The 25,994-nt window shown below is 64.6% G+C and carries 33 protein-coding genes and 1 pseudogene; 15 read left to right on the top strand and 19 right to left on the bottom strand.

Translation table 11 applies throughout. The features are described from left to right. The 4 genes from ABQ039_RS00390 to ABQ039_RS00375 all read right to left on the bottom strand — a co-directional run bounded on the left by ABQ039_RS00390 (window position 1) and on the right by ABQ039_RS00375 (window position 2,721). Window positions 1-336 (bottom strand): thioredoxin family protein, encoded by a 336-nt coding sequence (locus tag ABQ039_RS00390; RefSeq protein ID WP_047126468.1) that lies wholly within the window; start codon window positions 334-336, stop codon window positions 1-3. Between the two features lie 21 nt (window positions 337-357). Then, window positions 358-756 (bottom strand): host attachment family protein, encoded by a 399-nt coding sequence (locus tag ABQ039_RS00385; RefSeq protein ID WP_016902952.1) that lies wholly within the window; start codon window positions 754-756, stop codon window positions 358-360. A 100-nt stretch (window positions 757-856) separates the two neighbouring features. Next, window positions 857-1,993, bottom strand: coding sequence for an alpha/beta hydrolase (locus ABQ039_RS00380; RefSeq protein WP_349778287.1), 1,137 nt, complete (start codon window positions 1,991-1,993; stop codon window positions 857-859). A 272-nt stretch (window positions 1,994-2,265) separates the two neighbouring features. Continuing rightward, window positions 2,266-2,721 (bottom strand): NUDIX domain-containing protein, encoded by a 456-nt coding sequence (locus ABQ039_RS00375; protein WP_104608622.1) that lies wholly within the window; start codon window positions 2,719-2,721, stop codon window positions 2,266-2,268. A gap of 322 nt (window positions 2,722-3,043) precedes the next feature. Between ABQ039_RS00375 and ABQ039_RS00370 the strand changes: the two genes are divergently transcribed. From ABQ039_RS00370 to ABQ039_RS00355, 4 genes are all read left to right on the top strand, one after another. Continuing rightward, window positions 3,044-3,700, top strand: a complete 657-nt coding sequence (locus ABQ039_RS00370; RefSeq protein WP_184515225.1) for an SDR family oxidoreductase — start codon at window positions 3,044-3,046, stop codon at window positions 3,698-3,700. A 110-nt stretch (window positions 3,701-3,810) separates the two neighbouring features. Then, on the top strand, window positions 3,811-4,881 hold the full coding sequence (locus ABQ039_RS00365; RefSeq protein WP_349778288.1) for a M4 family metallopeptidase: 1,071 nt from the start codon (window positions 3,811-3,813) through the stop codon (window positions 4,879-4,881). Continuing rightward, window positions 4,878-5,189, top strand: coding sequence for a protealysin inhibitor emfourin (locus tag ABQ039_RS00360; protein WP_024940041.1), 312 nt, complete (start codon window positions 4,878-4,880; stop codon window positions 5,187-5,189). Before ABQ039_RS00365 ends, ABQ039_RS00360 begins: the two co-directional genes overlap by 4 nt. Window positions 5,190-5,578: 389 nt before the next feature. After that, on the top strand, window positions 5,579-6,739 hold the full coding sequence (locus ABQ039_RS00355) for an HDOD domain-containing protein (protein ID WP_104574755.1): 1,161 nt from the start codon (window positions 5,579-5,581) through the stop codon (window positions 6,737-6,739). Between the two features lie 57 nt (window positions 6,740-6,796). On the opposite strand, the gene ABQ039_RS00350 is transcribed toward ABQ039_RS00355, so the two are convergent. Beyond that, the gene (locus ABQ039_RS00350; protein ID WP_349778289.1) at window positions 6,797-9,085 is read right to left on the bottom strand and encodes an ATP-binding protein; all 2,289 of its coding nucleotides are present in this window, start codon (window positions 9,083-9,085) and stop codon (window positions 6,797-6,799) included. Window positions 9,086-9,253: 168 nt separating this feature from the next. Between ABQ039_RS00350 and ABQ039_RS00345 the strand changes: the two genes are divergently transcribed. Beyond that, window positions 9,254-9,433 (top strand): CsbD family protein, encoded by a 180-nt coding sequence (locus ABQ039_RS00345; protein ID WP_016902944.1) that lies wholly within the window; start codon window positions 9,254-9,256, stop codon window positions 9,431-9,433. Between the two features lie 267 nt (window positions 9,434-9,700). Here the strand turns inward: ABQ039_RS00345 and ABQ039_RS00340 are convergent, their stop codons facing one another. Then, a complete protein-coding gene (locus ABQ039_RS00340; protein WP_039815541.1) occupies window positions 9,701-10,078 on the bottom strand; it encodes a helix-turn-helix domain-containing protein in 378 nt (125 codons plus the stop codon). Window positions 10,079-10,170: 92 nt separating this feature from the next. Between ABQ039_RS00340 and ABQ039_RS00335 the strand changes: the two genes are divergently transcribed. After that, the gene (locus ABQ039_RS00335; protein WP_046345228.1) at window positions 10,171-10,578 is read left to right on the top strand and encodes a DoxX family protein; all 408 of its coding nucleotides are present in this window, start codon (window positions 10,171-10,173) and stop codon (window positions 10,576-10,578) included. A 137-nt stretch (window positions 10,579-10,715) separates the two neighbouring features. Here the strand turns inward: ABQ039_RS00335 and ABQ039_RS00330 are convergent, their stop codons facing one another. The 4 genes from ABQ039_RS00330 to ABQ039_RS00315 form a co-directional block, all read right to left on the bottom strand. After that, window positions 10,716-11,015, bottom strand: a complete 300-nt coding sequence (locus ABQ039_RS00330) for a DUF705 domain-containing protein (protein WP_104554728.1) — start codon at window positions 11,013-11,015, stop codon at window positions 10,716-10,718. A gap of 263 nt (window positions 11,016-11,278) precedes the next feature. Continuing rightward, window positions 11,279-11,545, bottom strand: a complete 267-nt coding sequence (locus tag ABQ039_RS00325) for a hypothetical protein (protein WP_184551240.1) — start codon at window positions 11,543-11,545, stop codon at window positions 11,279-11,281. 110 nt (window positions 11,546-11,655) lie between these two features. Then, window positions 11,656-12,393, bottom strand: a complete 738-nt coding sequence (locus tag ABQ039_RS00320; protein ID WP_349778290.1) for an RNA polymerase sigma factor — start codon at window positions 12,391-12,393, stop codon at window positions 11,656-11,658. 60 nt (window positions 12,394-12,453) lie between these two features. After that, a complete protein-coding gene (locus ABQ039_RS00315) occupies window positions 12,454-12,807 on the bottom strand; it encodes a SymE family type I addiction module toxin (protein WP_349778291.1) in 354 nt (117 codons plus the stop codon). Window positions 12,808-13,410: 603 nt separating this feature from the next. Between ABQ039_RS00315 and ABQ039_RS00310 the strand changes: the two genes are divergently transcribed. Then, window positions 13,411-13,632, top strand: a complete 222-nt coding sequence (locus ABQ039_RS00310; RefSeq protein ID WP_184609653.1) for an XAC0095 family protein — start codon at window positions 13,411-13,413, stop codon at window positions 13,630-13,632. 75 nt (window positions 13,633-13,707) lie between these two features. On the opposite strand, the gene ABQ039_RS00305 is transcribed toward ABQ039_RS00310, so the two are convergent. Both ABQ039_RS00305 and ABQ039_RS00300 read right to left on the bottom strand, forming a co-directional pair. Further along, a complete protein-coding gene (locus ABQ039_RS00305; protein ID WP_184609650.1) occupies window positions 13,708-14,430 on the bottom strand; it encodes a Sir2 family NAD-dependent protein deacetylase in 723 nt (240 codons plus the stop codon). A gap of 111 nt (window positions 14,431-14,541) precedes the next feature. Further along, window positions 14,542-14,799 (bottom strand): hypothetical protein, encoded by a 258-nt coding sequence (locus ABQ039_RS00300; RefSeq protein WP_146097039.1) that lies wholly within the window; start codon window positions 14,797-14,799, stop codon window positions 14,542-14,544. A 191-nt stretch (window positions 14,800-14,990) separates the two neighbouring features. On the opposite strand from ABQ039_RS00300, the pseudogene ABQ039_RS00295 reads away from it, so the two are divergent. Next, window positions 14,991-15,210, top strand: a pseudogene (locus ABQ039_RS00295) (XVIPCD domain-containing protein); the annotation flags it as partial. 127 nt (window positions 15,211-15,337) lie between these two features. Here ABQ039_RS00295 and ABQ039_RS00290 read toward each other — a convergent pair. Further along, the gene (locus ABQ039_RS00290; protein ID WP_054591763.1) at window positions 15,338-15,685 is read right to left on the bottom strand and encodes a helix-turn-helix domain-containing protein; all 348 of its coding nucleotides are present in this window, start codon (window positions 15,683-15,685) and stop codon (window positions 15,338-15,340) included. A gap of 86 nt (window positions 15,686-15,771) precedes the next feature. Between ABQ039_RS00290 and ABQ039_RS00285 the strand changes: the two genes are divergently transcribed. Further along, on the top strand, window positions 15,772-16,098 hold the full coding sequence (locus ABQ039_RS00285; protein ID WP_184609649.1) for a nuclear transport factor 2 family protein: 327 nt from the start codon (window positions 15,772-15,774) through the stop codon (window positions 16,096-16,098). A gap of 187 nt (window positions 16,099-16,285) precedes the next feature. Here the strand turns inward: ABQ039_RS00285 and ABQ039_RS00280 are convergent, their stop codons facing one another. Together ABQ039_RS00280 and ABQ039_RS00275 are read right to left on the bottom strand one after the other, a co-directional pair. After that, on the bottom strand, window positions 16,286-17,275 hold the full coding sequence (locus ABQ039_RS00280) for an NYN domain-containing protein (RefSeq protein ID WP_209235927.1): 990 nt from the start codon (window positions 17,273-17,275) through the stop codon (window positions 16,286-16,288). Window positions 17,276-17,486: 211 nt separating this feature from the next. Further along, complete coding sequence (locus ABQ039_RS00275; protein ID WP_184609647.1) at window positions 17,487-18,239, bottom strand: SDR family oxidoreductase; 753 nt, start codon at window positions 18,237-18,239, stop codon at window positions 17,487-17,489. A 139-nt stretch (window positions 18,240-18,378) separates the two neighbouring features. Here ABQ039_RS00275 and ABQ039_RS00270 point away from each other — a divergent pair, with 139 nt between their 5' ends. Further along, a complete protein-coding gene (locus tag ABQ039_RS00270; RefSeq protein ID WP_184609645.1) occupies window positions 18,379-19,272 on the top strand; it encodes a LysR family transcriptional regulator in 894 nt (297 codons plus the stop codon). 10 nt (window positions 19,273-19,282) lie between these two features. Here the strand turns inward: ABQ039_RS00270 and ABQ039_RS00265 are convergent, their stop codons facing one another. Continuing rightward, window positions 19,283-19,996, bottom strand: a complete 714-nt coding sequence (locus ABQ039_RS00265; RefSeq protein WP_184610412.1) for a hypothetical protein — start codon at window positions 19,994-19,996, stop codon at window positions 19,283-19,285. Window positions 19,997-20,452: 456 nt separating this feature from the next. Here ABQ039_RS00265 and ABQ039_RS00260 point away from each other — a divergent pair, with 456 nt between their 5' ends. Continuing rightward, complete coding sequence (locus tag ABQ039_RS00260; RefSeq protein ID WP_184610410.1) at window positions 20,453-21,523, top strand: ATP-grasp fold amidoligase family protein; 1,071 nt, start codon at window positions 20,453-20,455, stop codon at window positions 21,521-21,523. Window positions 21,524-21,683: 160 nt separating this feature from the next. On the opposite strand, the gene ABQ039_RS00255 is transcribed toward ABQ039_RS00260, so the two are convergent. Both ABQ039_RS00255 and ABQ039_RS00250 read right to left on the bottom strand, forming a co-directional pair. Then, a complete protein-coding gene (locus ABQ039_RS00255) occupies window positions 21,684-22,013 on the bottom strand; it encodes a YciI family protein (protein WP_311547864.1) in 330 nt (109 codons plus the stop codon). A 101-nt stretch (window positions 22,014-22,114) separates the two neighbouring features. Then, window positions 22,115-22,984 carry an SDR family NAD(P)-dependent oxidoreductase gene (locus tag ABQ039_RS00250; protein WP_260297345.1) on the bottom strand — a complete coding sequence of 290 codons (870 nt, stop codon included), beginning with the start codon at window positions 22,982-22,984 and terminating at the stop codon, window positions 22,115-22,117. 167 nt (window positions 22,985-23,151) lie between these two features. Between ABQ039_RS00250 and ABQ039_RS00245 the strand changes: the two genes are divergently transcribed. The 4 genes from ABQ039_RS00245 to ABQ039_RS00230 all read left to right on the top strand — a co-directional run bounded on the left by ABQ039_RS00245 (window position 23,152) and on the right by ABQ039_RS00230 (window position 25,138). Next, a complete protein-coding gene (locus ABQ039_RS00245; RefSeq protein WP_046345220.1) occupies window positions 23,152-23,589 on the top strand; it encodes a helix-turn-helix domain-containing protein in 438 nt (145 codons plus the stop codon). A gap of 169 nt (window positions 23,590-23,758) precedes the next feature. Continuing rightward, window positions 23,759-24,280, top strand: coding sequence for a hypothetical protein (locus ABQ039_RS00240; RefSeq protein WP_016902924.1), 522 nt, complete (start codon window positions 23,759-23,761; stop codon window positions 24,278-24,280). 85 nt (window positions 24,281-24,365) lie between these two features. Beyond that, complete coding sequence (locus ABQ039_RS00235; RefSeq protein ID WP_225874215.1) at window positions 24,366-24,839, top strand: hypothetical protein; 474 nt, start codon at window positions 24,366-24,368, stop codon at window positions 24,837-24,839. Next, complete coding sequence (locus ABQ039_RS00230) at window positions 24,836-25,138, top strand: plasmid stabilization protein (RefSeq protein ID WP_039529407.1); 303 nt, start codon at window positions 24,836-24,838, stop codon at window positions 25,136-25,138. Before ABQ039_RS00235 ends, ABQ039_RS00230 begins: the two co-directional genes overlap by 4 nt. A gap of 81 nt (window positions 25,139-25,219) precedes the next feature. Here ABQ039_RS00230 and ABQ039_RS00225 read toward each other — a convergent pair whose 3' ends face one another. After that, on the bottom strand, window positions 25,220-25,882 hold the full coding sequence (locus tag ABQ039_RS00225) for a hemolysin III family protein (protein WP_054591757.1): 663 nt from the start codon (window positions 25,880-25,882) through the stop codon (window positions 25,220-25,222). Window positions 25,883-25,994: the final 112 nt, after the last annotated feature.

Genomic DNA, 25,994 nt, shown 5'->3' with positions numbered 1-25,994 from the left:
TTACACCAGCGCCTCACCCAGCTGCGACAGCAGCGGTTGCAGATCCTCGCGCGTCTGCGGGCGTACAGCGCGCGCCACTTCCACACCGTCGCGCAGCAGGATGATGGTCGGCCATAACTTGACGCGGAACGAGCGGCCCAGGGGCCGCCCTTTTCCATCTTCGATCTTGCGGTAGTCGAGCGCCGCCACGCCACCCAGCAGTTTCTGCAGCAGCGGTTGCGCGGCAATACAGTGGCCGCACCAGTCGGTGCCGAACTCCAGTACCTGCAGACCGGCCTGTGCATCCACCTCGCTGCGTTCGGGCGCCTGGGTGGCGTAGTCGCGAACAAACCCCATCGTCTAGCCGCTCCGGTGTGCTTACGACAACGCGCGCTGGATCTCTTCCAGCGGCAGGTTGGTCAGGTCCTTGGCCAGGTCGCCGACCAGGCGCTGCTGGGTTTCCTTGTGCAGCAGCGGGCGCACGCGGCCCAGCGTGGTCGGGTCGGCGACCAGCACCAGATGCGTGTACTCGTGCTTCAGCGCGCCATCGTTCAGCGCATGCGACAGCTGCTTGGCGAAGGTCATTTCGTCCATGTCCGCCTCGCTGAGATCCTGCGGCGCCTTGCCGGCCGGGCCATCGTCGTCGACGTTCTGCACATCGGTGCGCGCGTGCTGGCGCAGCACCACCTTGGCTTCGTTACCGGTGTTGGTGAACCAGCGCGCTTCGCCGCCATCGGCCACCACCACCAACGCACCCTGAGGAATTTGCAGACTCATTCGATTCTCCTGATAGAACGGCGCTGCATGTGCAACGCCAGTCGGCCTCAACCTAGGTGAGAGGATGTAAGCGCCGCGCCTAGCCGGTGTCAGCGTGGCGTTAGCGTGGTGCGGCCAGCGGCGGGGGCGGCAGGCCCAGGTGCTTGCTGAAGAAACGCGCGGCCACCCGCAGCGCCTGCTGGCTTTCCGGCAGTGCATTGGTGAGGTGGAAGGCGTGCCCCAAGCCATCCCACACATGCAGATCCGATTCGCGGCCCAGATCCACCAGGCGCGCATGCGTGTAGGCGGCATTGCTCAGCTCGGCAGCACGCGTGGCGGTCAGAAACAGCGTCGGCGGGAACTGCTGCAGCACCGCATCGGAAAATACCGGCGACACCAGCGGGTCGTGGAAGTCCACGTTGTCGCCGTAGTACAAGTCTTCCCAGATCGGCAACGCACCGGCCTTGTCCGGCAACAAGGCATCGTTGACTGCCGCCACCACAATGCGCGAATCGCCGCGGTAGCGCGCATCGCCTGCGGCGCAGAACAGCCCGGCCGCCGCCGGCATCGGCAACTTTTCCTTGGCAAACCACGCCAGCGATTCACCGGTGAGCACGCCGCCGGCCGAACAACCGAACAGGCCGATGCGCTCTGGCGCATAGCTCTTGAGCGCGGCGCGATACACCGCCGCCACATCCTCGCTGGCGGCCGGGAAATGGTGCTCGGGCCCCATGCGGTAATCCACCGCAACCACGGTCATGCCGGTCATCGCCGCCAACGGAATGGCTTCCATCAAGCCGAACGAGGCCGCGCTGCCCATCACGAAGCTACCGCCATGCAGTTCGATCAACATGCGCTTGGCCTGCTCGGGTGTGCGCGTGCGCGGCTCCACCCGCAGCACCGGCACGCCGTTCCAGGTTTCGGGCGTGATCTCCACCGCGTAGCGCGTGCGCAGCTGCGCAATCACGCCTTTGGCCCAACGCTCGGTGTCGGCGCGGATGCTCGGCAATTGCTTGAGCAAGGTGGCGTTGTCGGCCTTGTCCAACGGATCGGCACGGGCCACCCCGGCGGCCATATGCGCACGCGCGGCCGGGCTCAGATATTCCGACACCGGCAGGTCGAATGCGGGCACATGCCGGATGCCATCGGGGGCCGATGCGGCCGCCGGTGGTGCCGGCTCGGCGGCGATTGCGTGCACGCTGCACGCGGTACAGATCAATGTGAGCGCCAGCGTCTTGTTCAACAAATGACGTGTCATGCAGTGCCCTCCCAGGCAAGTCGAACCGCCAAGGATACCGTCAGCGGCTGGCTTGCATCGCGTGCAGATAATGGCGCTGCATGTAACGACGCGATGTAACGCAAATGCTGCAACTACGCACACCACAGCGTGCAATCGGACCATCGCATCAAGCGTGCGCGAGCGGTCGCTATCGCAGGCAGGTTGATGCGTCTCCTTGCATCCGGCGGACATCGACATCGCGACCAACACGGCGTGTACCGGTGCATCGACGCATGCACAAAGCGCTGCGCTCAGGCAGGTGTCGACGCTGCAGTCGGTGGCAGATGCTGCAATGCCTGCAGCGTGGAGGTGGTCAGTGGCGACGGCAGTGCGTCCAGTGCGAACCAGCCGATGTCGGCGATCGCCTCGGGCTCGCGGCGCTCGGCATGCTCGCTGCCCTGGATCGCGGCCAGATACACCGGCGCGACCCAATGCTGCGGCGGCGTCAGGTCCGGCTCGAAGTAGCTGACGATGCACAGCACGCCTTGCAGTTGCACGTGCAGGCCGGTTTCTTCCAGCACTTCGCGCACCACCGCGTGTTCCACCGTTTCCATCCAGTCCACCTTGCCGCCGGGCAGGCCCCAATGGCCTTGCTCGGGCGCACGCCCGCGCTGCACCAGCAGCAGGCGGCCATCGGCGCGGCGGATGAACGCGCCGCAGCCAACGCGTGGACGTCGGTCGGTATCGATTGAGTTGGACATAGGCATTCCGGACGTTGTGGCGCGTAGTGTCCCAGATGTGCGGCAGGCAGGTGGTGCATCTGCGCCCTGCATGCCGGTGGCGAGGATGCCGGCAAGGCTGCGCGATGCCGCAAGTCGATGCGGTGCATCGCACGCGCCTGCTCGCGTGATGCGCAGGGCGATCACCATGGCGCCGCACTACGCAAGCACCCGCTGGATCGAATCCACGCACCTGCAAGTGCAAGCGCATACGGAGCGCCTCTCCACGCCCATCCACGCTGCCTTAGCGCCAGGTTGGCGAGGATGCGTGCAGCCCGCGCCGTTATGGCGCACCGTCTTGGAGGTTGGAATGTCGCGTATCGTCGTGATCGGTGGCCATGGCAAGGTCGCGCGTCTGCTGACGCCGTTGCTGGTGCGCGGTGGGCACTCGGTCACCGCACTGTTTCGCAATCCTGCACACGCAGACGATGTGATTGCCGACGGCGCCACCCCGCAGGTGTTCGATATCGAACAGGCCGACACCGATGCCATCGCCGCGCAACTGGCCGGCCACGATGCGGTGGTGTGGTCGGCCGGCGCCGGTGGCGGCAATGCGGCACGCACCTACGCGGTGGACCGCGATGCGGCGATCCGGTCGATGCATGCCGCCGCGCAGGCACGCGTGCGCCGTTACGTGATGGTGTCCTATCTCGGCGCCGGGCTGGAACACGGCATCGGCCCGGACGATGGTTTCTTCGCCTACGCGCAGGCCAAGGCCGCCGCCGATGCGCAGCTGCGCACCACCACGCTGGACTGGACCGTGCTGGGGCCGGGGCGGCTCACGCAGGAGCCGCCAAGCGGCCGCATCACCCGCGATCCGGGCAGCGATGCCGATGGCGGCGTGTCGCGCGCCAACGTGGCGCAGGTCATCGCCGCGGCATTGGCCATGCCAGCCACCATCGGCAAGACGGTGGGCTTCATCGACGGGCAGACACCGATTCAGCAGGCCTTGTCGCAGCTGGAATGAACGCCAGGCCTATCGCGATGCCTGCACGCGGCGCACAGTGCACCGGCCTAACGAATTCCTAAAGCCGGCCTCGGCATAGTCGCGGGCGCAGCCCATTGTGGAGGTCGCTTATGTCTGCATTTGTCACGCCACGCCGTGCCGGCATCCTGCCGCCGTACCTGCTGGACCATGTGGCCCAGGCTGCGCCCGAGCGTGCGCGCCAGTGCGCGCTGTTGTCCCGGCAGATCACCGCGCAGCTGCGCCAGCAGCGCGCGCTCGGCCTGCTCGCACGGGCCCAGGCGTTGGCCGCCGATGCTGCCAGCACGCCCGCCGCGCAGGCCGTGCAGCGGCAGATCTACGATGCCCAACAAGGCACCGCGCTGCCCGGCACCCTGGTGCGTGCCGAGGGCGCTGCCGCTACCGACGATGTGGCGGTGACCGAGGCCCACGATTATCTCGGCGCCACGCACGACTTCTTCCAGACGGTATACGGGCGCAACTCCATCGACGGCGACGGCATGCCGTTGATCGGCACCGTGCATTACGAGCGTGGTTACGACAACGCCTTCTGGAACGGCGAGCAGATGGTGTTCGGCGATGGCGATGGAGAGGTCTTCAACCGCTTCACCATCGCCATCGACGTGGTGGGCCACGAGCTGACCCACGGCGTGACCGAGCGCACCGCCAATCTGATCTACCAGGGCCAGTCCGGTGCCCTGAACGAGTCGCTGTCGGATGTGTTCGGCGTATTGATCAAGCAGTACACATTGCAGCAGCAGGCAAGCGAGGCAGACTGGATCATCGGCGCCGGCTTGTTGATGCCCGGCATCAGCGGCGTGGGCCTGCGCTCGATGCAGGCGCCCGGCACGGCGTACGATGACCCGGCCCTGGGCAAGGATCCGCAACCGGCCAGCATGGCCGGCTATGTCGACACACAAGAGGACGATGGCGGCGTGCACTACAACTCCGGCATTCCCAATCACGCGTTCTATCGCGCGGCCGTGGCCATCGGTGGCTACGCCTGGGAGAAGGCCGGGCGCATCTGGTACCGCGCGCTCAGCGGCGGCAACCTTGCCGCCGGTGCGGATTTCGCCACCTTTGCCGCGCTCACCGTCAGCATTGCCGGTACGGACTACGGCGCCGGCAGTGCCGAGGCAAGCGCGGTGCAACAGGCCTGGCGCGACGTGGGCGTGCTGGCATGAGTCCACAGCGTCCACCGGTGGATGCAGGCGTGACCTTGCGGCTGGCACGCGAGGGCGGGGTGGCCGCCTTCCCCGCCATGCGGCGCGAACGCCAGCTGGTGATGGATGACCTGGACGATGCGCAGCGCCTGCAGCTGCGCACCTTGCTGGACCAGTGCCTGGTGCATGCGCTACCGCGCCCGCAGGCCGGTGGCGGCGACCGCCGTTATTTCAGCATTGCCTGGGACGGTGCCAGCGAACCGCTGCGCATCCCCGAAGAACATGCACCGGCCGCGATCGTGCGGCTGTGGAAACAGGGCACGCTGTAGCGCGCCTGTGCCGCGATGCCGCCGCAAGCGATGCCGCGCGCGTGCCCATCGCCATCCACAAACGAAGACACCGCGCAGTGCGCGGTGTCTTCGTATCGAAAGTGGTCCAACTGCGGATGCCTGCACCCTTTAAGCTGCCTAGATGCTCTAGGGCTGCACAGCTGGTGACGCATAGTGCGGCCTGCGGCGTTAGCGTCACGTGCAGCGCAGCAGTCAACTTGAAGACACCCCACTCATCGCTGCAGTGCAGCAGGTCATTGCCGGTATCCGGCCCTGGCGCGCGCATGTGGCGGGCGCCATTGGCATCGCCCGCCGACGCACGCCTGCATTGCCGTCAACACCGGCTTCGCGGATAGTCGCTGCACCGATCGGACGACTCCTGGACCTTTGTGATTGTGTTGCTGCTTGCTGCCGGACTGCTTGCCGGCCTGGGACTCGCCGGCGTCGTCGCCTGGCTGCTGCTGCGCCAGCGCGCGCGCACTACGGCTGCCTCTGCCGCGTCTGCCACCGTCACGCATGCCGCAGCGGCGCCGCACGTGCCGCAGCCGGCGGCTGAGCAGGTGCCGGCGCCGCCGCAGGCCCAGGCGCATGCCGCCGCTGCAGCACAGCCCCTGCCGTCCGGGCCGCCACCGATGCAGCCGCTGCTGCGCCGCATGTATGCCGCGGTGATGTCCACCCCGGCGCTGGCCGACGGCCACCTGCCGACCGACCCGGCCCAGGCCGCGGTACTGGCGGCGGTGGGCGCTGCGCTCGACCACGTGGACCTGCGCCCGCAACTGTTGCCGCGCCGCCCGCAGTTGTTGCCGCAGCTGATGCGCGCGGTCAACGACCCGGATGCTTCCGGCCGCGGCATCGCCGCGATCATCGCGCAGGACCCGGCGCTGGCCGCCAACCTGCTGCGCATCGCCAACAGCGCGCTGTATCGCCCGCAGGGCGGCCCGCTGGAAAGCCTGGAGCGGGCCGTGGTGCATATCGGCACCGAGGGCGTGCGCCAGATCGTCGCCGCCGCCGTGATGCAGCCGGTGCTGAGCCTGGAAGGCGGCCTGTACGCGCGCCTGCCGGCGGCGGTGTGGGACTACGCCCTGCGGACCGCCGCCGCTGCGGCGGCCTACATGCGCGAGCGCGGTGGCGACACCTTGTCGGCGCAGCTGGCCGGCCTGCTGCAGGGCCTGGGCGCGGTGGTGATCCTGCGCGTGCTGCGCGATGCCTATGCCGAGCGCCCGAGCCTGCCCTACAGCCTGGAAGTGGCCGCCGCGCTGGTCGAGCGCCACACCGCCGCCGTCGCCAAGACCATTGCCACCACCTGGGACCTGCCCGCCGCACTGGGCACCGCGCTGGACGAGCAACGCCCCGAGCACGACACCACCCTGCTCACCAGCTCGCTCGGCATGGCGCTGCGTTACGGCCGGCTGGCCGCCGCGCTGGCCATGCTCGCCCGCCACGGTGCCGAGCAGGAGGAGCATGCGCTCAGTGTGCTGTCCACGCTGGAGCCGGACCACGCGGCCAACGCCGCGCTCTGGCAACGGCTGGTCGCCGCCAGCGTGGAATGAGGCCGGCCCGGTCGCGATACGCATGTGCCCTGATAAGCGCATGCGCGGCACCACCGCTCAGCAATCGCTCGCAATCATCTCCTTGACCCGCGCCGCCAGCAGGCTGACGCTGAACGGCTTGGCCAGCACCGCCATGCCCGGTTCCAGGTGGCGGTCGTTCAACTGCGCGTGTTCGGCAAAGCCGGTGATGAACAGCACCTTGAGCCTGGGCCGGCCCACGCGCGCCGCATCGGCCATCTGCCGGCCATTCATGCCGCCGGGCAGGCCCACGTCGCTGATCAGCAGGTCGATCCGCGCCGGCGACTGCAGGATGCCCAGCCCGGTGGCGCTGTCGCCGGCTTCCAGCACGGTGTAGCCCAGCTCTTCCAGCACCTCGGTGAACAGCAGGCGGATGGACGGTTCGTCGTCGACGATCAACACGGTTTCGCCGGCCAGCGAGGGCGCCAGTTCCAGCGTGGCGGCACCGCCGTCGCTGCTGTCGTCGGCACCGGCATGCCGCGGCAGGTAGATGCACACCGTCGAACCCTTGCCCACTTCCGAATGGATGCGCACCTGCCCGCCGGATTGCTTGGCAAACCCGTAGATCATCGACAGGCCCAGGCCGGTGCCCTCGCCGATCGGCTTGGTGGTGAAGAACGGATCGAACGCGCGCGCCACCACATCCGGCGGCATGCCGGTGCCGGTATCGCTCACGCACAGCGACAGGTAGTGGCCTTCCGGCATGCCCAGTTGCTGGCCCATCTCGCGGTCGATCCGGCGGTTGCTGGTCTGCACGCACAGGCGCCCGCCGTCGGGCATTGCATCGCGCGCGTTGATGCACAGGTTGAGCAGCGCGTTCTCCAGCTGCGGCGCATCCACCAGGGCCAGCCACAGCTCGGCCGCGGCAAGGTTTTCCACGCAGATCCCCGGGCCCACCGTGCGCTGGATCAGCTCCAGCATGTCCACTACCAGCCGGTTGACGTTGGTCGGCTTGGGTAACAGCGTCTGCCGCCGCGCAAATGCCAGCAGCCGGTGGGTCAGCGCAGCCGCGCGCGTGGTGGCGCCCTGCGCGGTGGCCACGTAGCGCTCCAGGTCGCGGAAGCGGCCTTGCTCGATGCGCAGGCTCATCAGCTCCAGCGCGCCGGAAATGCCCGCCAATAGATTGTTGAAGTCGTGCGCCAGCCCGCCGGTGAGCTGCCCCACCGCTTCCATCTTCTGCGATTGGCGCAGCGCCTCTTCCACCGTCATCAGCTCGCGCGTGCGCTCGGTGACCCGCTGCTCCAGTGTGTCGCTCAGCTCGCGCAGTGCCGCCAGCGCGCGGTCGCGCTCTTCCGACAGCGCGTGGCGCGCCTCGATGTCCAACAGCACACCGGGAAAGCGCAGCGGCGTGCCATCGGCGCCCTTTTCGACCCGGCCATTGGCTTCCAACCAGTAGTACTTTCCGTCGCGCCGCTTGACCCGGTACTGGTGCGCGTAGGCACCGCCACGGGCGAGCGCTTCGCCAATGGCCACGCGCAGCCCCTCGCGGTCGTCCGGGTGCACGGTCTGGATCACCTGCTCCAGCGACAGGCCGCTGCGGCTGGTAGACGGATCGAAGCCGAAGTTCTGCGCAAACGCCTCGTCCACCGAAAACGCGTCCGTGGGCAGGTCCCAGATCCAGGTACCGATGATCGCCCCGGCCGCCAACGCCAACTGCACGCGCTCGGCATTGCGGCGCGCCACGGTTTCCGCCTCCAGCGCGCGATCGCGCTCGCTGGTGCGGTTGACCACCTCGTGCACCAGGTGGGTGTTCTCGTTGCTCAGCATCGCGTGCTGGATGTCGCGGTTGCGGTCGGCCGCCACCTGCGCGGTGGTTTCGATGGCGATATTCATCAGCCCCACGATGCTGCCGTCTTCGCCGCGGATCGGCGAGGCGGTGGCATTCCAGTAGGTCATCTCGTTGACGCCGTTGCGCAGCATCGGCAAGGCGATGACCCCCTGGCCGAAGCCCTCACCGGTTTGCATCACCCGGGCGAAGTCCTGTGCGATGGGCGCGTAGGTTTCCTTCCATACCTCGGTCACCGGCTGGCCCAGCGCCTGCGGATGACGGTCGCCCATCGATTGCACGTACACGTCGTTGTAGAACATGCGCAGCTCCGGCCCCCACAGCACCGCACCGAGCAGGGTGGAGTTGAGCACCACCGACAACGACGAACGCAGCGACTGCGGCCAGGTCTCCGGCGCCCCCAGCGGCGTGGCGGCCCATTCGTGTGCGCGCATCAACGCGCCCATCTCGCCGCCCCCCGCAAGAAACTCCAGGCCGGCGGACTCGGTGGCGGGGCGCTGTGTGCTCACGTGACGGCATTGCCTGGCGGAAAGTGCGCGCATTGTGGCACGCAGCGACCTCAGCAAGCCGTGCAGACACGGGCGTGCCCCGCGGTGGCGCTGCGCGCCAGCTGGGCGTGCTGACGCGGGGATGACGGCATGCCCACGTCGCACTCACGTCCTGCGGGTACAGACTGGGCTGCAACATCCCCAATCCGTATGAGGCACCCCGTGGACAAGAACCGTATCGAAGGTACCGCCAAGCAGGTCAAGGGTTCCATCAAGGAAACCGTTGGCCGTGTCACCGGCGACAAGAGCACCGAGCTGGAAGGCGCTGCCGAAAAGAATGTCGGCAAGGTGCAGAACAAGGCTGGCCAGGTCGCCGACAAAGTGCGCGACGCCGCCAAGTAACGCTGGCAAGTCAGCACCGTAGGCAGGCATTACGCCCGCCGCGCTGAAGCAGCGGATTGGCCGTCAAGCGTCACGCACGACGACGTAGACGGTGGATTCCACTTCGGCGAGAGATCGCACCAACGCCCCGACATGATCGGGGCGTTGGCGTTTTAGGGTTTGGAAATGGTTTTTGATTTACCGGGCTGACGGCCAGGATTGTCTGCGTGTCGCCGCAACGGTGATCAAGCCACGTGCACGCGCACAACGCGCTCCCTGGACTGTGTCCTAAACGCCGGGCTTGCGCCCGCGTGCAGCGGGCCGCTTTGCAACGCTGTCGCCATGTTGCTGCCACCACGCGGTCAGCGCTTCCATCGTTGGGCCCAGTCCGCGTGCCTTTGGCGTGATGGCGTATTCCACGCGCGGTGGCACCTGCGCAAACACGGTGCGCGTGATCAGGCCATCTGCTTCCAGCTCGCGCAATTGCGCGGTGAGCATGTGTTGGGTAACACCGGGGATGGCCTTGCGCAGCTCGCCGAAGCGATACACGCGCTGATTGAGCAGCCACATGATTTCCAGCTTCCATTTGCCAGACAGCAACGCAAATGCGCGACGCATCTGTTCGTGCATGTTGCGCTCGCCGTCCTCAATGGTCTGCTTTTTCATACTAAGCCCTGGTGATTCATCCTACTTTTCAATCGATATCTTAGGCGACATTCTGATGGCCGGTTGCATTGACATAGTGGCTGGCAAACACCATGAGCATTTCTATTTACTGGATCAGTACCGCGCTGCTGTGCCTGTTGTACCTGGCTTCTGCTGGCATGTATCTGGCCAAGGGCGAGTTCGTGCGCAAGGCGCAGGCCGAGCTGGGGTATTCGGCACCGTTGCTGGTGCCGTGGATGATCGTCATCAAGATCCTGGGCCCGGTGGCGATTGTGTGGCGCTTCAACACCGCGTTGAGCGATCTGGCCTACGCCGGCATGTTCTACCACCTGCTGTTGTCGGGCATGGCGCATCTGGGTGTGCGCAAGCCCAAGGACGCGGTACCGGCCGTGTTGGGGCTGCTCTTCCTGCTCGCTTCGTTCGGTACGCAAAACGCCGCGCGCCAGCCGCCCTCGCCCTATGCACCAACTGCAGCGGCCATCCACGCAACGCTGCAGTAACGCGACACAGGGTGGACGCTGCCAGCTGGGCGGCTGTGCCGCACCAATTGCCAGCACGCTAGATGCAACTGCGATTCCGCTGCAGCAATGGGCACAGTGCCTGTAGCACCTGTCCGAGCAGCTGGTTTGATGCCTCGTTATGCGTCGCTCGCATTGCCTGGGAGCACGTGCTGGCAGTAGCGCCACTCATGAACGGGCTGGTCGTCCAGGTAAACATCTGGCTTGGGCAAGAAGCCTTCGAAGCACTCTTCGATGCCCAGCTCCACTGCCGAGTCGCGGGCATACTCTGCGCCCCCGGAACTCCAGAGGTAAAGCGCCACTCCTTGCTGGTGCAACTCCCGCACGCGGGCGATGACAGGAGGCATAGGAATGCGTTTGGTGCCGAAGGTGCGAACCAATGTGTCATCAACATCTACAAACACCACACGTTGTTTCATGAGATACCTAGAGTTTTAACGAGGAGCGAAGCGGCGTCGGTAAGAATAAAATGACGCGACCCAGGAAAAGAAATTCCAAATAGGGCGAGGATCCTTGCCGAGTCACGGACTACCGTCAATCTTTCTCACTTCCGTCGATGCGCTTTGACGCCTGATGCTAGCGAGTGACAGAGCTCTCATGGCGTCCAACGACTGGTGTACGGTCGGAATGCGGCGTCACACCATCCTCGCCTGACGCTGGATTAGAGCCAATAATTGAGCTATCAGCCATCGTATTCGATCAAGCCTGTGGCTTGCGGAAGGTCTGCAATGAACTGTGCGATACGCGTATCGTGAGAGGCCGAGCGGAACGCAGCTGCCTGTTGCGCGCATGTCCGAATGAGGGCCTCCTTTTCATCTGCCGATGAAGATTGCAGCTCTGCTGTCATCGCCTCCATCGCTGCAACCGCCGAGTCCGGATCAACGACGTCATTGCCGGAAAATTCCAGGAAGACAAAAGCAGCAATAAGAGATTTGCAGAGATTTTCCATAAAGTCCGGCGAGTTGGATTCCTGGGTGGCCCAGGAAAGACTCTAGCTCCTTGTGGTGAACAGCCTTGACTGGCCGTGATTGCCAACCCGAGCGATGCATTGCCCTGGCATCACTCGCCCACCGCCGCGCGGCAGGCGGCCAGGGCGCGGCTGATGTGTTTTTCCACCATCTTGACCGAGATGCCCATGACGGCGGCGACTTCCGGGTAGGTGAGGTCGTCGAAGCGGTTGAGCATGAAGGCCTGGCGGCATTTGGGCGGCAGCGCGGGCAGCGTATGGGTGTGCAGGTGCTGCAGGGTGCGGCGGGCGTCCACCAGCTGGTCCACCGCCGTGCCGGCGGCGGCGAGCGGTTCGCTGCCCTCCAGCGGCACATGGCGGGAGGCGTGCCTGCGGTGGCGCGTGCGCCAGTGCTCCAGCACCACGTTGTGGGCAATGCGGTACAGCAGCAGCTTGTAGCTCTGGATGTCTGGCGTGTTGCGGTAGGCCAGCAGGCGCAGCAGCGCTTCCTGGGCGAGGTCGGCGGCGGTGTGCGGGTCGCGCAGGCGCCGCCGCATGTAGGTGAGCAGCCCCGCCTGCAGCTGCACCACGGCCTGGTCGAAACGTTCCCTGGCCGGCGCGCGCTCCTCGCGCACCTGCCAGCGCGTGGTGAAGCGGCCAAGCGCGTAGATGCCCGCCATGGGCGCGCGGGCCGGCAGCTCGCGCACGGCGTAGGCGCTGCGGTGGCGCCAGGGGCGGCTGCCGTATCGCTCAACCGGCGCCGCGCTTGCGGCGTAAGCGCGTGCCGCGACCGTCTTGCCGATAACACCGTGGCGGTCTGCACGCGACGCGCCGGTCATGCCCTCACTCATCATGCGACGTCTCCAGCAACGGGCCGGGCACATGTGGTGCGCACATGCGCTGCGGCGTGATCAGCGTGGGTCTACAAGGCTGATGACCAGCTCGCCATCGCGCTGGCGGATGTGCAGCTTGCTGCCGATGGCAAAGCCCAATTGTTCCAGCCAGCGGCCGCGCAGGCGCAGGGTGGGAATGCGCTGGTGACTGTCGGGATAGTACCCATAGCCGACGGTGCACTGCTTCGGCGCACGCGGGCGGCCGGGCCGCCGCGGTGTGCGGGGTTCGGCGCGGGGCTCGGGGACGGGCGTGCGCTCAAGGTAGCGCCGCGGCTGGATCGATGGATCCAGCGAGCGCCAGACGACTTCGGTAGGCGGTGGCACCGTGGCGCGCTTGCGCGATGGCTTGGGACTGGACGTGGATCGACGCATGGCAAAGCCCTCCTTGACCAACATGCCCCGTCGCACGACGCGACGGGATGTCGGGAGGCTAGAAACCGCACACAGCCGGCGGGCGTTTTCCCAAAGGAGTTCGCATTAGCCGCTTTCCGACGCAAGTGTCACGCCGATTACGCATGCAAAAACTGCAGGCATAAAAAACCCACCGGTTTGACGGAGGTGGGTGCCGCTGTGTGAGGAGTTTCTAGGCTCCTTGCAGCGAGATTGCTACGCGTTGGGTGGTGTGTCAACTGGTTGCAGCGACTCATTGCAGTGCTGCGCTTAGCCAGAAAATTCTTCTATGTAGGCGGCCTCTCCGCGCTCGGACAGTCAACTCAGCTTGACCCTGCCCTGCGCCACCCGCACACTTCCAGCCGGAGCCTAGAAACTCCTCACACAGCGGTACCCACCTCCGAGTTTTGGTGGGTTTTTTGTGCTCGGCCATCTGGCTTGGCACTGCTCGGCGTTCCTACGCCGGGAGGGCGGCGAATACAACACCCGCAAGGGGAATAAGCCCGCCGGCTGTGTGCGGTTTCTAGCCTCCCGGCATCCCGCTGCGTTGTGCAGCGGGAGCTGCCTCACGGCAAGGAGAGCGGCATGCACAACGAACCCTGTTACTGGATGTCCGAAGGCACGCAATACCACCTGCTGCGCGTACGCGACCAACTGCGCCTGCTCGCCACCCTAGCCGCACCACGTACCCGCGAAGAAGGTGCCATGGGCATGCCAGCCATTCCACTCCAGCAATGGGCGCACTGCCTGCAACACCTGGCCGAGCAGGTGGACGTTGTGCTGGAGGACTTGAGTAGCGTGTCGTAACCAATGTCGTCGCAAGCGTTGGCTAAGCTGACAACGAACCTGTTGTTCTATTTTCCCTAAGGTGCAGCCGCGTTTTCAACGACTGCCAGGGCTTATCTCCGCACGAGCGAGCCATTTCTTACTCAAGTCTGGAACGACAGTCGCTGCCGCTCCACGAAGATATGCGAAACCGTAAGGAATTTTATCCATCTCCAGCGACACCAGCACTTTTTCAGCACGTCCACGGGCAGCCTTTACCAGTGACGCCGCGGGGTAAACGGTGAGCGATGTGCCGACAACTAGCACTTTGGCTGCGGTAGAGACATGCCACTTTGCCTCGTCCATGTATTGCGTTTCTTCGCCGAACCAAACGATGTCCGGCCTGAGCTGAGTGCCATCCTCACAGCACTGCCCTAGCGAAATCGCCGAGTCGTCGATGCGATAGCGCTTCGGGTTTTCAGAGGTCCCACGCGCATAAGCAATTTCACCATGGAGGTGAATCACCTTGCTCGAGCCGGCACGCTCATGGAGTCCATCGACATTTTGCGTAACAACGACAACTTCAAAGGATTGTTCCAACTCCGCTATCGCGTGATGCGCTGCATTTGGCGCAGCATGCCATGCCTTCAACCGACGCTCGTTGTAAAAGGCTAGAACAGCTTCTGGACGTAGTTCCCATCCCTCAGGGCTGGCAACCTCTTGCCACGAATAGTTATTCCATAGACCCTTAGCATCCCGGAATGTGGGTAACCCACTCTCCGCGCTCATGCCGGATCCAGACAGAACAACTATCTTTCTTGGATCAACCTCAGGTTTCATGGTGACTCTGGCATCTGTTGGTCAGTCGACGCAGGTAGCATCAGCGTCTGTGCGGCTGGCTAAGGCCGATCGATCGCATTGTTGGGCGTGAGATCTTAACCGGGACTGGCATCATCGTAGATACGGAATGCGCCCCTTGCGCTGTAGCGCACGTTCCCATCTCATGATGATGCCGCGTAAGGGCTCCTGACTGTCGTCCTCGTAGCTATCAACGAGGTCTTGTTCGTCCACCGACAATTGCAGCACGCGCTTGATGCAGCCACATCCAGCAAGTTGCGCTCCGCAGAAAGGACATCGCTCCTTAAGGCAGAAGAGCTCATGGAGCTCGCCAGGCTGGCAACCACAGTCGGGGCAATCGGTCAGCGTCAAGAAGAATCTCCATTTAAACTGGTGCTGTTAAGGAATCGCAGCACGGTGATGCTTGAAACTTTGTGACTTGTAAAAGGGTTCCCTGCAACGTCATCGCCACTTGCCACCTAGTTTAGTCCTGATGTCCAAGTAAAAACGATCTCAAAATGGCAACCCACACTCCGCGGAAATGAATCTGACCCCTTTGTCGCCGCGCATTGACGCCTGCAGATGCGGGCCGCCCAGACGACGCAATGCATCAGCAGATTTTGCGGCAAGGTGGAACAGCTGGATGCCTCTAACGGGCACACATTCGATGCAACCAGCGAGCGGATGACGCCCAGCCTGCTAACCCTGGCCAAGGCCAATGGGTTGACCCGAGTCGACCACGTGTTGCTCAACGAAAAGACTAAGGATGTGCCTGCTGCCCAATGCAGCGCGCGAGACGGCAGATACTGAAAGACTGCCGGTGCGTTATCTGGGCCAATTCTCTAGCGATATGCTCGGTGCTGTGGGCCTGATGTTCTAAGGCCGGCGTGCACAGCAGTGCGCCAAGCGTTTACTGCGACGACGTGTCGGGCAACGGCTGCCGCGCCTGGCCCCAGGTGAGCATTGCATCCAGCGCAGGGCACAGGGCTTGGCCCCATGGCGTCAGGCGGTAATCCACCTGCGGCGGTACCTGCGCGTAGACGGTGCGCAGCACCAGGCCGTCGCGTTCTAGCTGGCGCAGCTGTTGGGCCAGCATCTTTTGCGAGATGGCGGGAATCAGCCGCTCCAGGTCCGAGTAGCGCTGCACCTTGCCGTCGAACAGGTGGAACAGCAGCAGCAGTTTCCAGCGGCCTTCGATGAGTTTGAGCAGGGCTTCGACATCGCACGCGGCGGTGTCTGGGGTGTGCGGCTTTCCCATGGGTGCGTGACTTACCTTTGCGTGCGTTCTTGCGGCAGGCGATGCCGCTGCCGATCATGGCATACCGTTTCTACCGGACCGCCGCCATGTCGCTTGCCCTGCCCGCCGCCATTGCCTGCTTTTTTACCGCCAGCAACGCCGGCGATGCCACGGAACTGCTGCCGCACCTGGCCGACGATGCGGTGGTGCACGACGAGCACCGCCAGCACCGTGGCGCTGCCGCCATTGCTGCCTGGCTGGCACAGGCGCAGGCCACCACGCCGTATCGTGCGGTGCCGGTTGGCGTGCACACCCAAGGCGAGCAAGTGAGTGTCACCGCGCAGGTGTCTGGCGATTTCCCGCAGAGCCCGCTTCAGCTGGAGCATGTGTTCCAGCTGGTGGACGGCAAGATTGCGGCGTTGGAGATTCATTGACTGGGCGTGCTGGCATGAAGTGAAGGCCGCACGTACTGGATGTACTGCAGCGATAGCGTGCATCTCTGTGCTGTAACGTGGCGAACGCTATCGCAAGGCGGTGGATGCAATGTCAGATCCTTCAATGCCCTAGGTCCCGTGATTTGTCGGCGGTGGGAGCATGGCGTCGGCATGGCAGCCTGTTTACCTAAGCAAGGCCGGCGTCTGGCGGCCTGTGATCGCGGATGTACTGCTCGATATACGCCATCACAAGCGCCGCACTGTGGTCGTGTTCTAGCAGGTCGATTGGCCGCTGATTGCCTAGGTACTGGTTCCGCGCTTCTGCCCACTGGAAGAAATCCCTGGGCTTTGGCTTGATCGGCTTGGCAACGATCATGGCCGCCTGTAGAAGATCGGGCCGTGTGTACCAAGAGATGGGTTTGACTGCATCCTTGCTCTTTCCAGGAATCACGCGTGGCAGCTGAGAGGCAGCGAGCTCTTCCAGCGATATGTGCTTGCGCGTCCAGTGCGCGTGCTTACGCAGTTCGCCGTTGGGCTGGCGCTCTTTCTTAGGTGGGTTTTTGTCATCAAGCCTAGTTGGAATCACCAAACCGATGACCATGTGCGGCTTCTTCTTTCGAACCAGCTCCAGTGCGGGTGCTATGTCGGTATCGTTGGTGACGACAACTAATTGATCAAGCTCGCTGCAGCTGATTGCGTCGTCATATAAGGAAAGCGCGAGATTTACGTCTGATTGCTTCTCCTCCAGTTTCCACACTGTGACCTTTCCGCACTCACGTGGATCTTTGTCAGGATTCGCTGCATCTACGACGTACTGGTTCGATTTGCTGAGCGAGTAATAGCCCGAAGTGATCGAGATTCGGTCGTTTGCAGCCAAGGCACGATGGTACTGAAGTTGTGAAGAAACCGAGTCAGTACCTTTTGCAGCACGGGGCACGATGGGAGCGGTGAAATAACGGATTGCGCAGTGGTCCAGGACCATCTGCGAAGCAGGTGCGTCTGGCGCGGTCCGATGCAGAATCGAAGGCAAAATATGCTTTCCAAACAGCTCGATCAGATCCAGCCACTTGTAGGGTGTTTTGCGCAGACACCCGTAATACAGGTTATAGCCGTCTATATAGACCCGCGTCCTTAACGGTGCCATTTCCGCTTCCCTGAAATGAAAAAACCGGCTCAAGGCCGGCTTTTTCTCCCTGACTCCTAAGGTGCGAGCCCGTAGCAATGAGGGTTAGTTGTTAGGGAGTAAATTAGCGAGGACTGACAGACATGTCAACCGGGCCTGACGCTGTGCGGTGCTGCCGTGGTCCCGCTCAAAAACCCGCGAGAACTCGGTGACGCTCTCGATCAGCATGGACATGCTCGTTCGCCTGCTACTGCCTTCGAAACACTCAGCCGTTGAGCGTGCGGCCGCCGTCGACGATGAGTTCCGAGCCCACCGTCCAGCGGGATTCGTCCGAGGCCAGGTACAGCACGGCCTTGGCCACTTCGTCCGGGGTGCCGAAGCGGCCGAGCGGGATGGTGGCGGCGATGTCCTGGTTGACCTGGTCGCGGTACGCGGCGGGGATGCCGAGCTTGTCGTACAGCGGGGTTTCCACCGGGCCAGGGCTGACCGCGTTGAGGCGGATGCCGCGCGCCAGCAGTTCGCTGGACAGGGTCTTGGCCATGCTCAGGAACGCCGCCTTGGTGGCCGCATACACCGATGAGCGGGCCGCGCCCATATGCGCATTGATGGAGGTGTTGAGCACCACCGCGGCGGGGTTGGCGAACACCGGCAGCAGCGCCTGCATGAGGAAGTACGGGCCTTTGACGTTGATGGCGAAGGAGGCGTCGAAGGCCTGCTCGGTCCAGTCTTCGATCGGCGCCCACACCGACACGCCCGCATTGAGGAAGGCGATGTCGAGCTGGCCGTAATGCGCCTGCACCGCCTGCGCCAGCTGCTGCTGCGCGGCGACGCTAGCCGAATCGGCGCGCAGCACCAGCACCTCGGCGCCCAGCGCGGCCTTGGCATTGGCGATGGACTCGGGGTTGTTGCCGGTGACGATGACGCGGGCGCCTTCGGCCAGAAACTGGCGGGCGGTCTCCAGGCCGATACCGCTGGTGCCGCCGGTGATGAGGGTACGTTTGCCTGCTAGACGGGACATGGGGTGCTCCTGGGAGGTGGCAGGCCCGCCGCGTGTGGCCGGCCTTCGATGGGGTGCAGCGTGCGCCCATGCCGAATGTGGCGGAAGACCGCACCGGCACATACCATTCATGCGGTGTGCGCATGAATGAGGATGGGCGATGGACCGGTTTCTGCTGATGACCTGCTTTGCGCGTGCGGTGGAAACCGGCAGCTTTTCTGCGGCCGGGCGCGACCTGGGCCTGGGCCAGCCCAATGTCAGCCGCCACGTGGCAGCGCTGGAAGAGCACCTGCACACCCGGCTGCTCAACCGCTCCACCCGCAAGCTGGTGCTGACGCCGGAGGGAGAGCGCTACTACGCGGAGGTGCGCCGCATCCTGGATGCGGTGGGCGAGTCGGAGATGGCGCTGCACGACAACGTGCAGCCCTCCGGCTTGCTGCGGGTGGCCTGCCCCACGGCGTTGTCGCACCACTATGTAATGCCGCTGGTACCGGAGTTTTTGCGGCGCTTTCCGGGCCTGGAGCTGGACCTGCAGATCAACGACCGCTTCGTCAATCTGCTCGACGAGGGCGCGGAGCTTGCCATCCGCATCGGCCACCTGGAAAACAGCGCGCTGCGCGCACGGCGGATCGGCACGTTCAAGCGCGTGTGCGTGGCAAGCAACGCCTATCTTGCCGAGCGCGGCGTGCCCCGCGTGCCCGACGACCTGCGCCAGCACGATTGCGTGCTGTACACCTTGCTGGCCTCCGGGGCGACGTGGCGTTTCAAGGATGTGGAGGTGCCGGTGTCCGGCCGGATCCGGGTCAATTCACCGGAAGCCGCGCGCGAGTCGGTGAGTGCGGGCCTGGGCATCGGGCAGGGGCCGGAGTGGTTGTTCGAGCAGGGGCTCAAGGCCGGGCAGCTGCAGATCGTGCTGGGCGCATTCTCTGCACCTGCGGTGCCCATGCACATCCTGTATGCGGCCAACCGGCTGGTGCCGAAGCGGGCGATCGTGTTCATGGATTTTATTGCCGAGGCGTTTGCCAAGATTCCGCAGTTGAATGTGGGAGGCTGATCGCCCGGCGTTATTCCAGCGGCCGTGGCGAGGGGCGCTGATACTTGGAAAACGTCTTGTGCAGTGAGGCGGCGCGCTCGTCGGCAACGACGTTTTCAACACTGCTCAGGCCACGCGATGCGATGACGGCCGAGGCTTTTGCATCGCCCAGCAGATAGGCCAGGCGCAGGTAGGCCAGGCTGTCGACCAGGTTCTTGTTTGCGGTGTCGCTGACGTATACATCCGACAGCCCGTAGTACGCATACAGGTTCCCCGCCACCGCGGCCCGCCGCAGGATGCCGATGCCCTGATAGAAACGGCCCGCCAGTGCGGTCTTTTTGCCGTAGATCACCGTTGCAGCCTGGTTGCCTGCCTGCGACTCGGCCTTGAGCTGATCCAGCGTCAGGGTTTCCAAGCGGGCCAGTTCGTGCTCCGTCGGGTAGCCGTGGCGCAGCAACCACTGCGCCTCTGCATTGGAGTTGGCGATCAACGGCCCGCCGGCCGGGCAGGCATTGGGGCCCCGCGGGCAGAGATAGCGCCTTGCCTGCTGGCTGACCGAAGGCGGCCTGCTATTGGCCGCCTGGGCGGGCGGCAGTGCGGCGGCGTGGGCTTGGGCAGTGGCGGGGCTGGGTGCTGCCCGCGCCGATGTGGGCGCCTTATCGGTTTGCGCGGCTTGGTCTGTTTTGCCGCAGGCGGCAAGCGCAAGGCACAGCGCTGCCAGGGGCGTGAGTTTGGTGACGTGCATGGGCCATCCGTTGCGGGCTGCAGTGCCGGTGCGTGATGTTGCGCGATGCCGGCCTGCGATGCGACTGCCTCCCCTTGCCGGCCGCGCCGGCATTTGCTCCCACGCACTGCCGCCCAGGTGGCGGCGCATGCGTGCGCCATTGCGCGCCTGCCCCGCAGCCCGGGCCTGCGGAACCGGCGCGGCGTTGTGCCGGTTGCTGGTGCCGCACGCGCCAGGCGGCCGGTCGCAGGCCCTGGCCTGCGCGGGTTTGCGCGGCGCACAAAAGCGGGCGCTAGCGCAGGCCCGGGCGCCGGTCTTTATGCCCAAAGCGGCGCGATCTTTGCGCAATCGGGTCGCTTGAGACGATTCGCAACCCTGGTCTGCGTCTTTCCGTATACCGTGACACACATCACACTAAAATGTGATGCAAGTCTCACTTCACTACGGACGAGGGATCTGGCGATGGCCGACAACGGGATGGGGCTGCAGGCGCAGCCGCTGGGCGCGCACGGTGGGGCAGGTCAGCCGTGGGCTGCGCTACTGCCGGCGTTGACGACGTCTCCGGGCGACGGCCGCGCCACGCCCACGGGCACCGACGCAGCCGGCCTCAAGCGCCTGCTGCGCAAGGGCGCGCGCGGCCTGCTGCGCACCCTGCCCTGGCGGCACCAGGACCGGCTGTACTACCTGCACACCTTCGGCCGGCTGCCGGATCTGTACGCGCCCAAGTGCTTCAACGAGAAGATCCTCTACCGCAAGTGCGTGCACGGCGATTACCCGCTGTACCGGCGGCTGGCGGACAAGTTTGCGGTGCGCCCGTATGTGGCGGCCAGGATCGGCGAGGCGCACCTGATCCCGCTGCTGCTGGACAGCACCGACCCGCAGGAGCTGCTGCGCCTGCCGCAGTGGCGGCAGACCGTGATCAAGGCCAACCATGGCGCGGCGATGGTGGAGGTGGTGCGCGATGAGCCCGATGCGCAGCAGAAGCGCCGCATCATCGAGCGCTGCGGCCAATGGCTGCGCACCGACTTCTCCGACAAGGTGCGCGAGATCCATTACCGCGATATTCCGCCGCGCATTTTGGTGGAGCAGTACATCGGCGATGCGCAGCAGGTGCCGGTGGACTACAAGTTCCACATGTTCCGGCAGGTGGACGGCAGTTTTCAGTACGTGCTGCAGGTGATCTACGGGCGCTTCGACACGCCGAAGTTGGGCATGACCTTCTTTGTCGGCAACCTGCACGAGGCCTTTCACCGCATCCGCGACGACGGGCGCGCACCGCCCTGCGCGCCGGCGCTGCTGGAACAGGCGCTGGAGCTGAGCAAGCTGCTGGCAAGCGACTTCGATTACGTGCGGGTGGACTGGTATATCCAGCACGGGCAGGTCTATTTCGGCGAACTGACCTTTACCCCGGGTGCGGGGCTGGTCACCGGCCTGGACCGCGGGCTGGACCGGATGATGGGCGACATGTGGGTGCAGCGGCGTGCGCCGGTGGCCGCGGCGTTTCCCACGCAGGGTTTGGGCGCCAGCGTGCGGGTGCCGGTGCGGTGAGAGCGCTCGCCCGCCCCGTTCGGGCGGCGGGCTACTGACAGCGTGGCCTGAGCGCAGCACGCCTGCGGCCGCCATGGCTTGCTGCATGCGCGGCGCGCTCTCGCCACCGCAACGTGCGGCTGCGATGACGATTTGAGCGTGCCATATGCAGCGCGGCGTTTTATCCGCGCGCCTTCAAATGCAGCATGGGGTAATGCGCATACTGCCCGACGCCGTGTTTGATGATCGGGTCTTGTGCGGTGATGGCGGCAATGTCCTGGTCGTCGGCAATCTGATACAGCGATAGACCAAAGCCGCCGGTTTCATCGATGACCGGGCCATGCGCCAGCAGGATTCCCTCGGCCAGGCGCTGGTCGAGAAACGCGGCATGCTGCTGCATCAGGGCTTTTTCCTGATCCGACATGGTGGCCAGAAAGTCCGCGCGCGGCGGGATGAATTTGCAGAAATACGCTTTCATTCTCGTGTACTCGTGGCATAGGGGATGCGTCACGGCTTTAGCAAAGCCGTTGATCGGGTGATAACACGGGGGTTTTGCGCGGTTTACTTGATGGAATCAGCAGCTGGATTGGCGTTGCATGTAACGCACAGCACTCAGGCTGTTTTGATGCTTTTGAAAATCGCGCCTTCAAACATCTTTGGCAAGTAACTCTGCAGGAACAGGATCATGCCGGTCATCTTTCCGACCGGGTTGCTGAACTTGGGGTCCTTGGCCTGGATCAGCTTCTGGATGGTGTCCACCACGGCATCCGGTGCTTCTGCGGTGTCGATTCCCTTCTGGGTCGCCGCGTTGGCCTGCGTGCGGTAAGCGTTGTAGTCGGCAATGGTGTTGCCGGCGGCAGGCACTGCGTTGTGGCCCAGATTGGTCTTGAACCAGACCGGCTCCACCATGTTGACCTTGATATTGAACTGGACAAGTTCGAACCGCAGCGATTTGAAATACCCCTGCACCGCGTGTTTGGAGGCCGCGTAATACGACAGGTTCGGCGGCCCGATCAGCGCCACGATGGAGCTGACGGTGATGATCTGCCCGCTCCGCTGCTTGCGGAGGTACGGCAGCAGCGCATTGGTGGTTTTGACCGTGCCCCAGAAGTTGGTTTCGAACTGCTGGCGGCCCACGTCGATGGCGGTTTCTTCGGCGATACCGGTGACCATGTAACCGGCGTTGTTGACCAGCACGTCCAGGCGGTCGACCGATTGGAACAGCGTTGTGGCAAACGACTGGATCGAGGCATCATCGTCGATATCCAGGCGCAGCAGCTTGAACGGCAGTTTGGCCTGGTGCTTTTCCGGCTCGCGGCTGGTGCCGATGACGTTGAAGCCCTGCCTGTGCAGGTTGGTGGCCAGCAACAGGCCAAACCCTGAGGATGCGCCGGTGATCAGCACTGTCTTTTTCATCGTGGTGTCTCTGAAGGAATGCGGTTTAGGGAAGGTGGAGAAACATCGCCAGCCATCGGCGTGCAACTGCGCGGCGCCTGACGCTGACCTGCATTGCGGTGTGCGTTGATGCGGACTGCCGCCGCGGTTGCCGCCGCGGCCTGGGCGCCCGTCACCTGCCTGAAACGCGCGGTTGGACTGCCCATGCGCCGCATGCTAGTATCGATTTGATAGTGAGTCAATACGGAAATGATATGAACTCAAAAACGTCGTCGGACAGCCTGTGCCCGATCGCGCGCAGCCTGACCTTCCTGGGCGATGCGTGGACGATGCTGATCCTGCGTGACGCCAATTCCGGGCTGACCCGCTTCGATCAGTTCCGGCAGAGCCTGGGGATTGCCCCGACCATGCTGACCAAGCGGCTGGCGACGCTGACCGAGGAGCGGCTGCTGGAAAAGCGCCTGTATTCCACCCGCCCGCCGCGCGAGGAGTACGTGCTGACCCAGGCAGGGCGCGACTATTTGCCGGTGCTGTTCATGATCGGCGCGTGGGGCAGCAAACACCGTGGCGAGGGCAAGCTGCTGCGTTTTCTGGATGCGGAAACCGGCACCGAGCTGCAGCCGGTTGCCATCGACGCAGTCACCGGTGCAGAGATCGGCACACGCGCAATCCGCATGGTGATGCCGGAATGAGCGCGGTGGCGTGGTTGATGGCTCTCAGCATGCGTTGACGCCTGACGCGCTACCCTCGCGCGCCCTGGCTGCCTCGACCTGGGCGACTGCGTGACGCATTGGCGTCATGTTGGGCGCCGATGTCGAGGGCAGCCGCGCCGCTCTTCCATTCCCTACAAGGACGTCACCGTTGTCGCACGTTTCCCTACGCCGCTTCCTGCCGCTCGCCTGTCTGGGCCTGCTGTCTGCCTGCAATGGCGGCACGGCCACCCCCAGCGCGCCGCGCCCGGAGTCCGAGCACTTCACCCTTGCCGAGCTGCAGCAGCTTGGCTGCACCGTCACCGCCACGCCCAAACGCGATGTCCGCAAGATCCCGTTGCTGGGCGAGGTCGATGGCTATGGCGTGACCAGCACCAACGCCTGCGCGACCCACATGATCAGCCTGCTGCAGCCGATGAGCTACGAGGACGCGGTGTGGGAGGGCGCACGCAGCGCCGCCGGCACCTTTGCCAAGGAGCACGGGCTGGAGCGCGAGAGTTATGAAGGCCGGCTCGGTGAGTACAGCGAGATCGAGGTGTTCAGCCGCGGCGGCAAGCCGGTGGGTTTTGAATACAACGTGCAGGCGAAGGGCACGCTGCATTCGGTGGTCGTGCTCTCCGACAGCATCGCGCCGGATGCGGCCTTCGAGGCGGTGATGAAGACCAAGCTGTAGGGCGTGAGCCTGACTGACAACCGTTAGCTGGCGCGCCAGATCAATGATAAAGTGGCTACCACCTAATCGTTAACTGGATAACGCCATGACGAATCTGGTCAAGCTGGCGACCGCACGTGCTCTGGTCGACGCCAGTGCGGTCAGGCACGCGTCGGTCATCGGGGAAGCCGGTGCCTGGACCGTGCAATTGCAGACCCATGACCAGACCCGTGTGCTGGCCACCAAGGCGAATGCGCCTCGCCGGTTTGGCAGCTTCGAAAGTGCGTTAAAGGTCTTGCGCGAGATGGGCATGCCATTGGACGTGCTTCACGTGGACGCTGCGCAGTGGGACGCCGAGGGCGGCAATGCGAAGCGCCGGCCTGACCGCTCCGAGGCGATGAAGGTCAAGGAGTTGGATGCACGCTATGCGGTGTCGCTACGCACCCAGACCGAGCATGCCCTGGCCGACCCCCGCCCCGCACTCTCCAGCGCGCAGGCGAAGCAGCAGATGGAGACGCTCAAGACGCAACACCGTGCGGCGCTTGAGGCAGCCCTGGCTGCAAAGGACACGCGTGCGTGAGCGTGGCCTGGAAGCAGAGCGCGCTGGATGCGCGCACCGCGTTGCTCGCTTCAGCATTGGCGCGTGCGATCGAAATCTCCGACCCGCAGATTTATTTCGCCGCATGTGAACAGGACGACCGGATCGAAGCCGAGGGCGACGCGCTGGATGGTGCCGCCACCTATCACTCTGGGCCACTGCCGGGAACGCGTTTGTACACCTGCCAGGACGGCAGATATCTCTTGATCTACACACGCGACGGCGACGATGTGCTGATCCTTGCCCTCGTACCTGCGCGCTCTGATTGGAAGCCGACGTAGTCAGGCGATCAATAGATCCATGACGCGTCGATGCTACCGAGCGATGGGCATACGCGACTGCTCGACGACATCGACAGCGCGCTACACCCCACCCAACGGCTGCAGGCACAACCAGATCGCGCACCAGTGCGAGAGCGCGCCGCCCAGCACGTGGGCGTGCCAGATGGCGCGGTTGTAGACCAGCGACTTGCGCACGTAGAAGGTGACACCCACGGTGTAGAACGCGCCGCCGGCGGCGATCAGCCACAGCACGGTGTTGTCCAGGCCGGCGAGCAGCGGCTTGATCACCACGATGCCGGCCCAGCCCAGCAACAGGTAGATCACCACCCAGAAGCCCTTGGCGATGCCGGGCAGGAACAGCTTGGCGAACACGCCGAACAAGGCCACGCTCCACACGCCCAGGATCATCGCCCAGCGCCAGGTGCCGTCGAGGGCGACCAGCAGGAACGGGGTGTAGGAGCCGGCAATCATCACGAAGATGCCGGCGTGGTCGAACTTGCGCAGCATCGGCTGGCGTTGCGGCGGGGCGAAGTTGTACGCCGCCGAGCAGCCGAACATCACCAGCAGCCCCAGCGCGTAGACGCAGGTGGCCAGCAGCATGGTCTGGTTGGCATGCGCGCGCCAGACCATCCAGGCGCCGCCGACGATGGCCAGGAACAGGCCGGCGGCATGCACGATCACATCGGCACGGCGGGCGGAACGGGTCTTGTAGTGCGGCGCGGTGAGGCTGGGGGAAACGGGCACGGCGGTTCTTCGAGATGGGGGAGCCACAGCGTGCAAGGCAACGGTGACGCGGTGGGGGCAACAGAATACCCGGCTTGCTGAATCCGCTCAGTGACACAGGCTCGCCGGTTCG

The sequence above is a fragment of the Xanthomonas sp. WHRI 6108 genome (genome assembly GCF_040202385.2).
Classification (GTDB): Bacteria; Pseudomonadota; Gammaproteobacteria; order Xanthomonadales; family Xanthomonadaceae; genus Xanthomonas; species Xanthomonas arboricola.
Note: the sequence above shows the minus strand (reverse complement) of the source record. Positions and strands in the feature narration are given on the sequence as shown.

Excerpts from the sequence above, each read along its gene's own strand:
- ABQ039_RS00390 (WP_047126468.1), bottom strand. The coding sequence starts at position 336 with ATGGGGTTTGTTCGCGACTACGCCACCCAGGCGCCCGAACGCAGCGAG.
- ABQ039_RS00385 (WP_016902952.1), bottom strand. The coding sequence starts at position 756 with ATGAGTCTGCAAATTCCTCAGGGTGCGTTGGTGGTGGTGGCCGATGGC.
- ABQ039_RS00380 (WP_349778287.1), bottom strand. The coding sequence starts at position 1,993 with ATGACACGTCATTTGTTGAACAAGACGCTGGCGCTCACATTGATCTGT.
- ABQ039_RS00375 (WP_104608622.1), bottom strand. The coding sequence starts at position 2,721 with ATGCCTATGTCCAACTCAATCGATACCGACCGACGTCCACGCGTTGGC.
- ABQ039_RS00370 (WP_184515225.1), top strand. The coding sequence starts at position 3,044 with ATGTCGCGTATCGTCGTGATCGGTGGCCATGGCAAGGTCGCGCGTCTG.
- ABQ039_RS00365 (WP_349778288.1), top strand. The coding sequence starts at position 3,811 with ATGTCTGCATTTGTCACGCCACGCCGTGCCGGCATCCTGCCGCCGTAC.
- ABQ039_RS00360 (WP_024940041.1), top strand. The coding sequence starts at position 4,878 with ATGAGTCCACAGCGTCCACCGGTGGATGCAGGCGTGACCTTGCGGCTG.
- ABQ039_RS00350 (WP_349778289.1), bottom strand. The coding sequence starts at position 9,085 with ATGCGCGCACTTTCCGCCAGGCAATGCCGTCACGTGAGCACACAGCGC.
- ABQ039_RS00340 (WP_039815541.1), bottom strand. The coding sequence starts at position 10,078 with ATGAAAAAGCAGACCATTGAGGACGGCGAGCGCAACATGCACGAACAG.
- ABQ039_RS00335 (WP_046345228.1), top strand. The coding sequence starts at position 10,171 with ATGAGCATTTCTATTTACTGGATCAGTACCGCGCTGCTGTGCCTGTTG.
- ABQ039_RS00330 (WP_104554728.1), bottom strand. The coding sequence starts at position 11,015 with ATGAAACAACGTGTGGTGTTTGTAGATGTTGATGACACATTGGTTCGC.
- ABQ039_RS00325 (WP_184551240.1), bottom strand. The coding sequence starts at position 11,545 with ATGGAAAATCTCTGCAAATCTCTTATTGCTGCTTTTGTCTTCCTGGAA.
- ABQ039_RS00320 (WP_349778290.1), bottom strand. The coding sequence starts at position 12,393 with ATGAGTGAGGGCATGACCGGCGCGTCGCGTGCAGACCGCCACGGTGTT.
- ABQ039_RS00315 (WP_349778291.1), bottom strand. The coding sequence starts at position 12,807 with ATGCGTCGATCCACGTCCAGTCCCAAGCCATCGCGCAAGCGCGCCACG.
- ABQ039_RS00310 (WP_184609653.1), top strand. The coding sequence starts at position 13,411 with ATGCACAACGAACCCTGTTACTGGATGTCCGAAGGCACGCAATACCAC.
- ABQ039_RS00305 (WP_184609650.1), bottom strand. The coding sequence starts at position 14,430 with ATGAAACCTGAGGTTGATCCAAGAAAGATAGTTGTTCTGTCTGGATCC.
- ABQ039_RS00290 (WP_054591763.1), bottom strand. The coding sequence starts at position 15,685 with ATGGGAAAGCCGCACACCCCAGACACCGCCGCGTGCGATGTCGAAGCC.
- ABQ039_RS00285 (WP_184609649.1), top strand. The coding sequence starts at position 15,772 with ATGTCGCTTGCCCTGCCCGCCGCCATTGCCTGCTTTTTTACCGCCAGC.
- ABQ039_RS00275 (WP_184609647.1), bottom strand. The coding sequence starts at position 18,239 with ATGTCCCGTCTAGCAGGCAAACGTACCCTCATCACCGGCGGCACCAGC.
- ABQ039_RS00270 (WP_184609645.1), top strand. The coding sequence starts at position 18,379 with ATGGACCGGTTTCTGCTGATGACCTGCTTTGCGCGTGCGGTGGAAACC.
- ABQ039_RS00265 (WP_184610412.1), bottom strand. The coding sequence starts at position 19,996 with ATGCACGTCACCAAACTCACGCCCCTGGCAGCGCTGTGCCTTGCGCTT.
- ABQ039_RS00260 (WP_184610410.1), top strand. The coding sequence starts at position 20,453 with ATGGGGCTGCAGGCGCAGCCGCTGGGCGCGCACGGTGGGGCAGGTCAG.
- ABQ039_RS00245 (WP_046345220.1), top strand. The coding sequence starts at position 23,152 with ATGAACTCAAAAACGTCGTCGGACAGCCTGTGCCCGATCGCGCGCAGC.
- ABQ039_RS00235 (WP_225874215.1), top strand. The coding sequence starts at position 24,366 with ATGACGAATCTGGTCAAGCTGGCGACCGCACGTGCTCTGGTCGACGCC.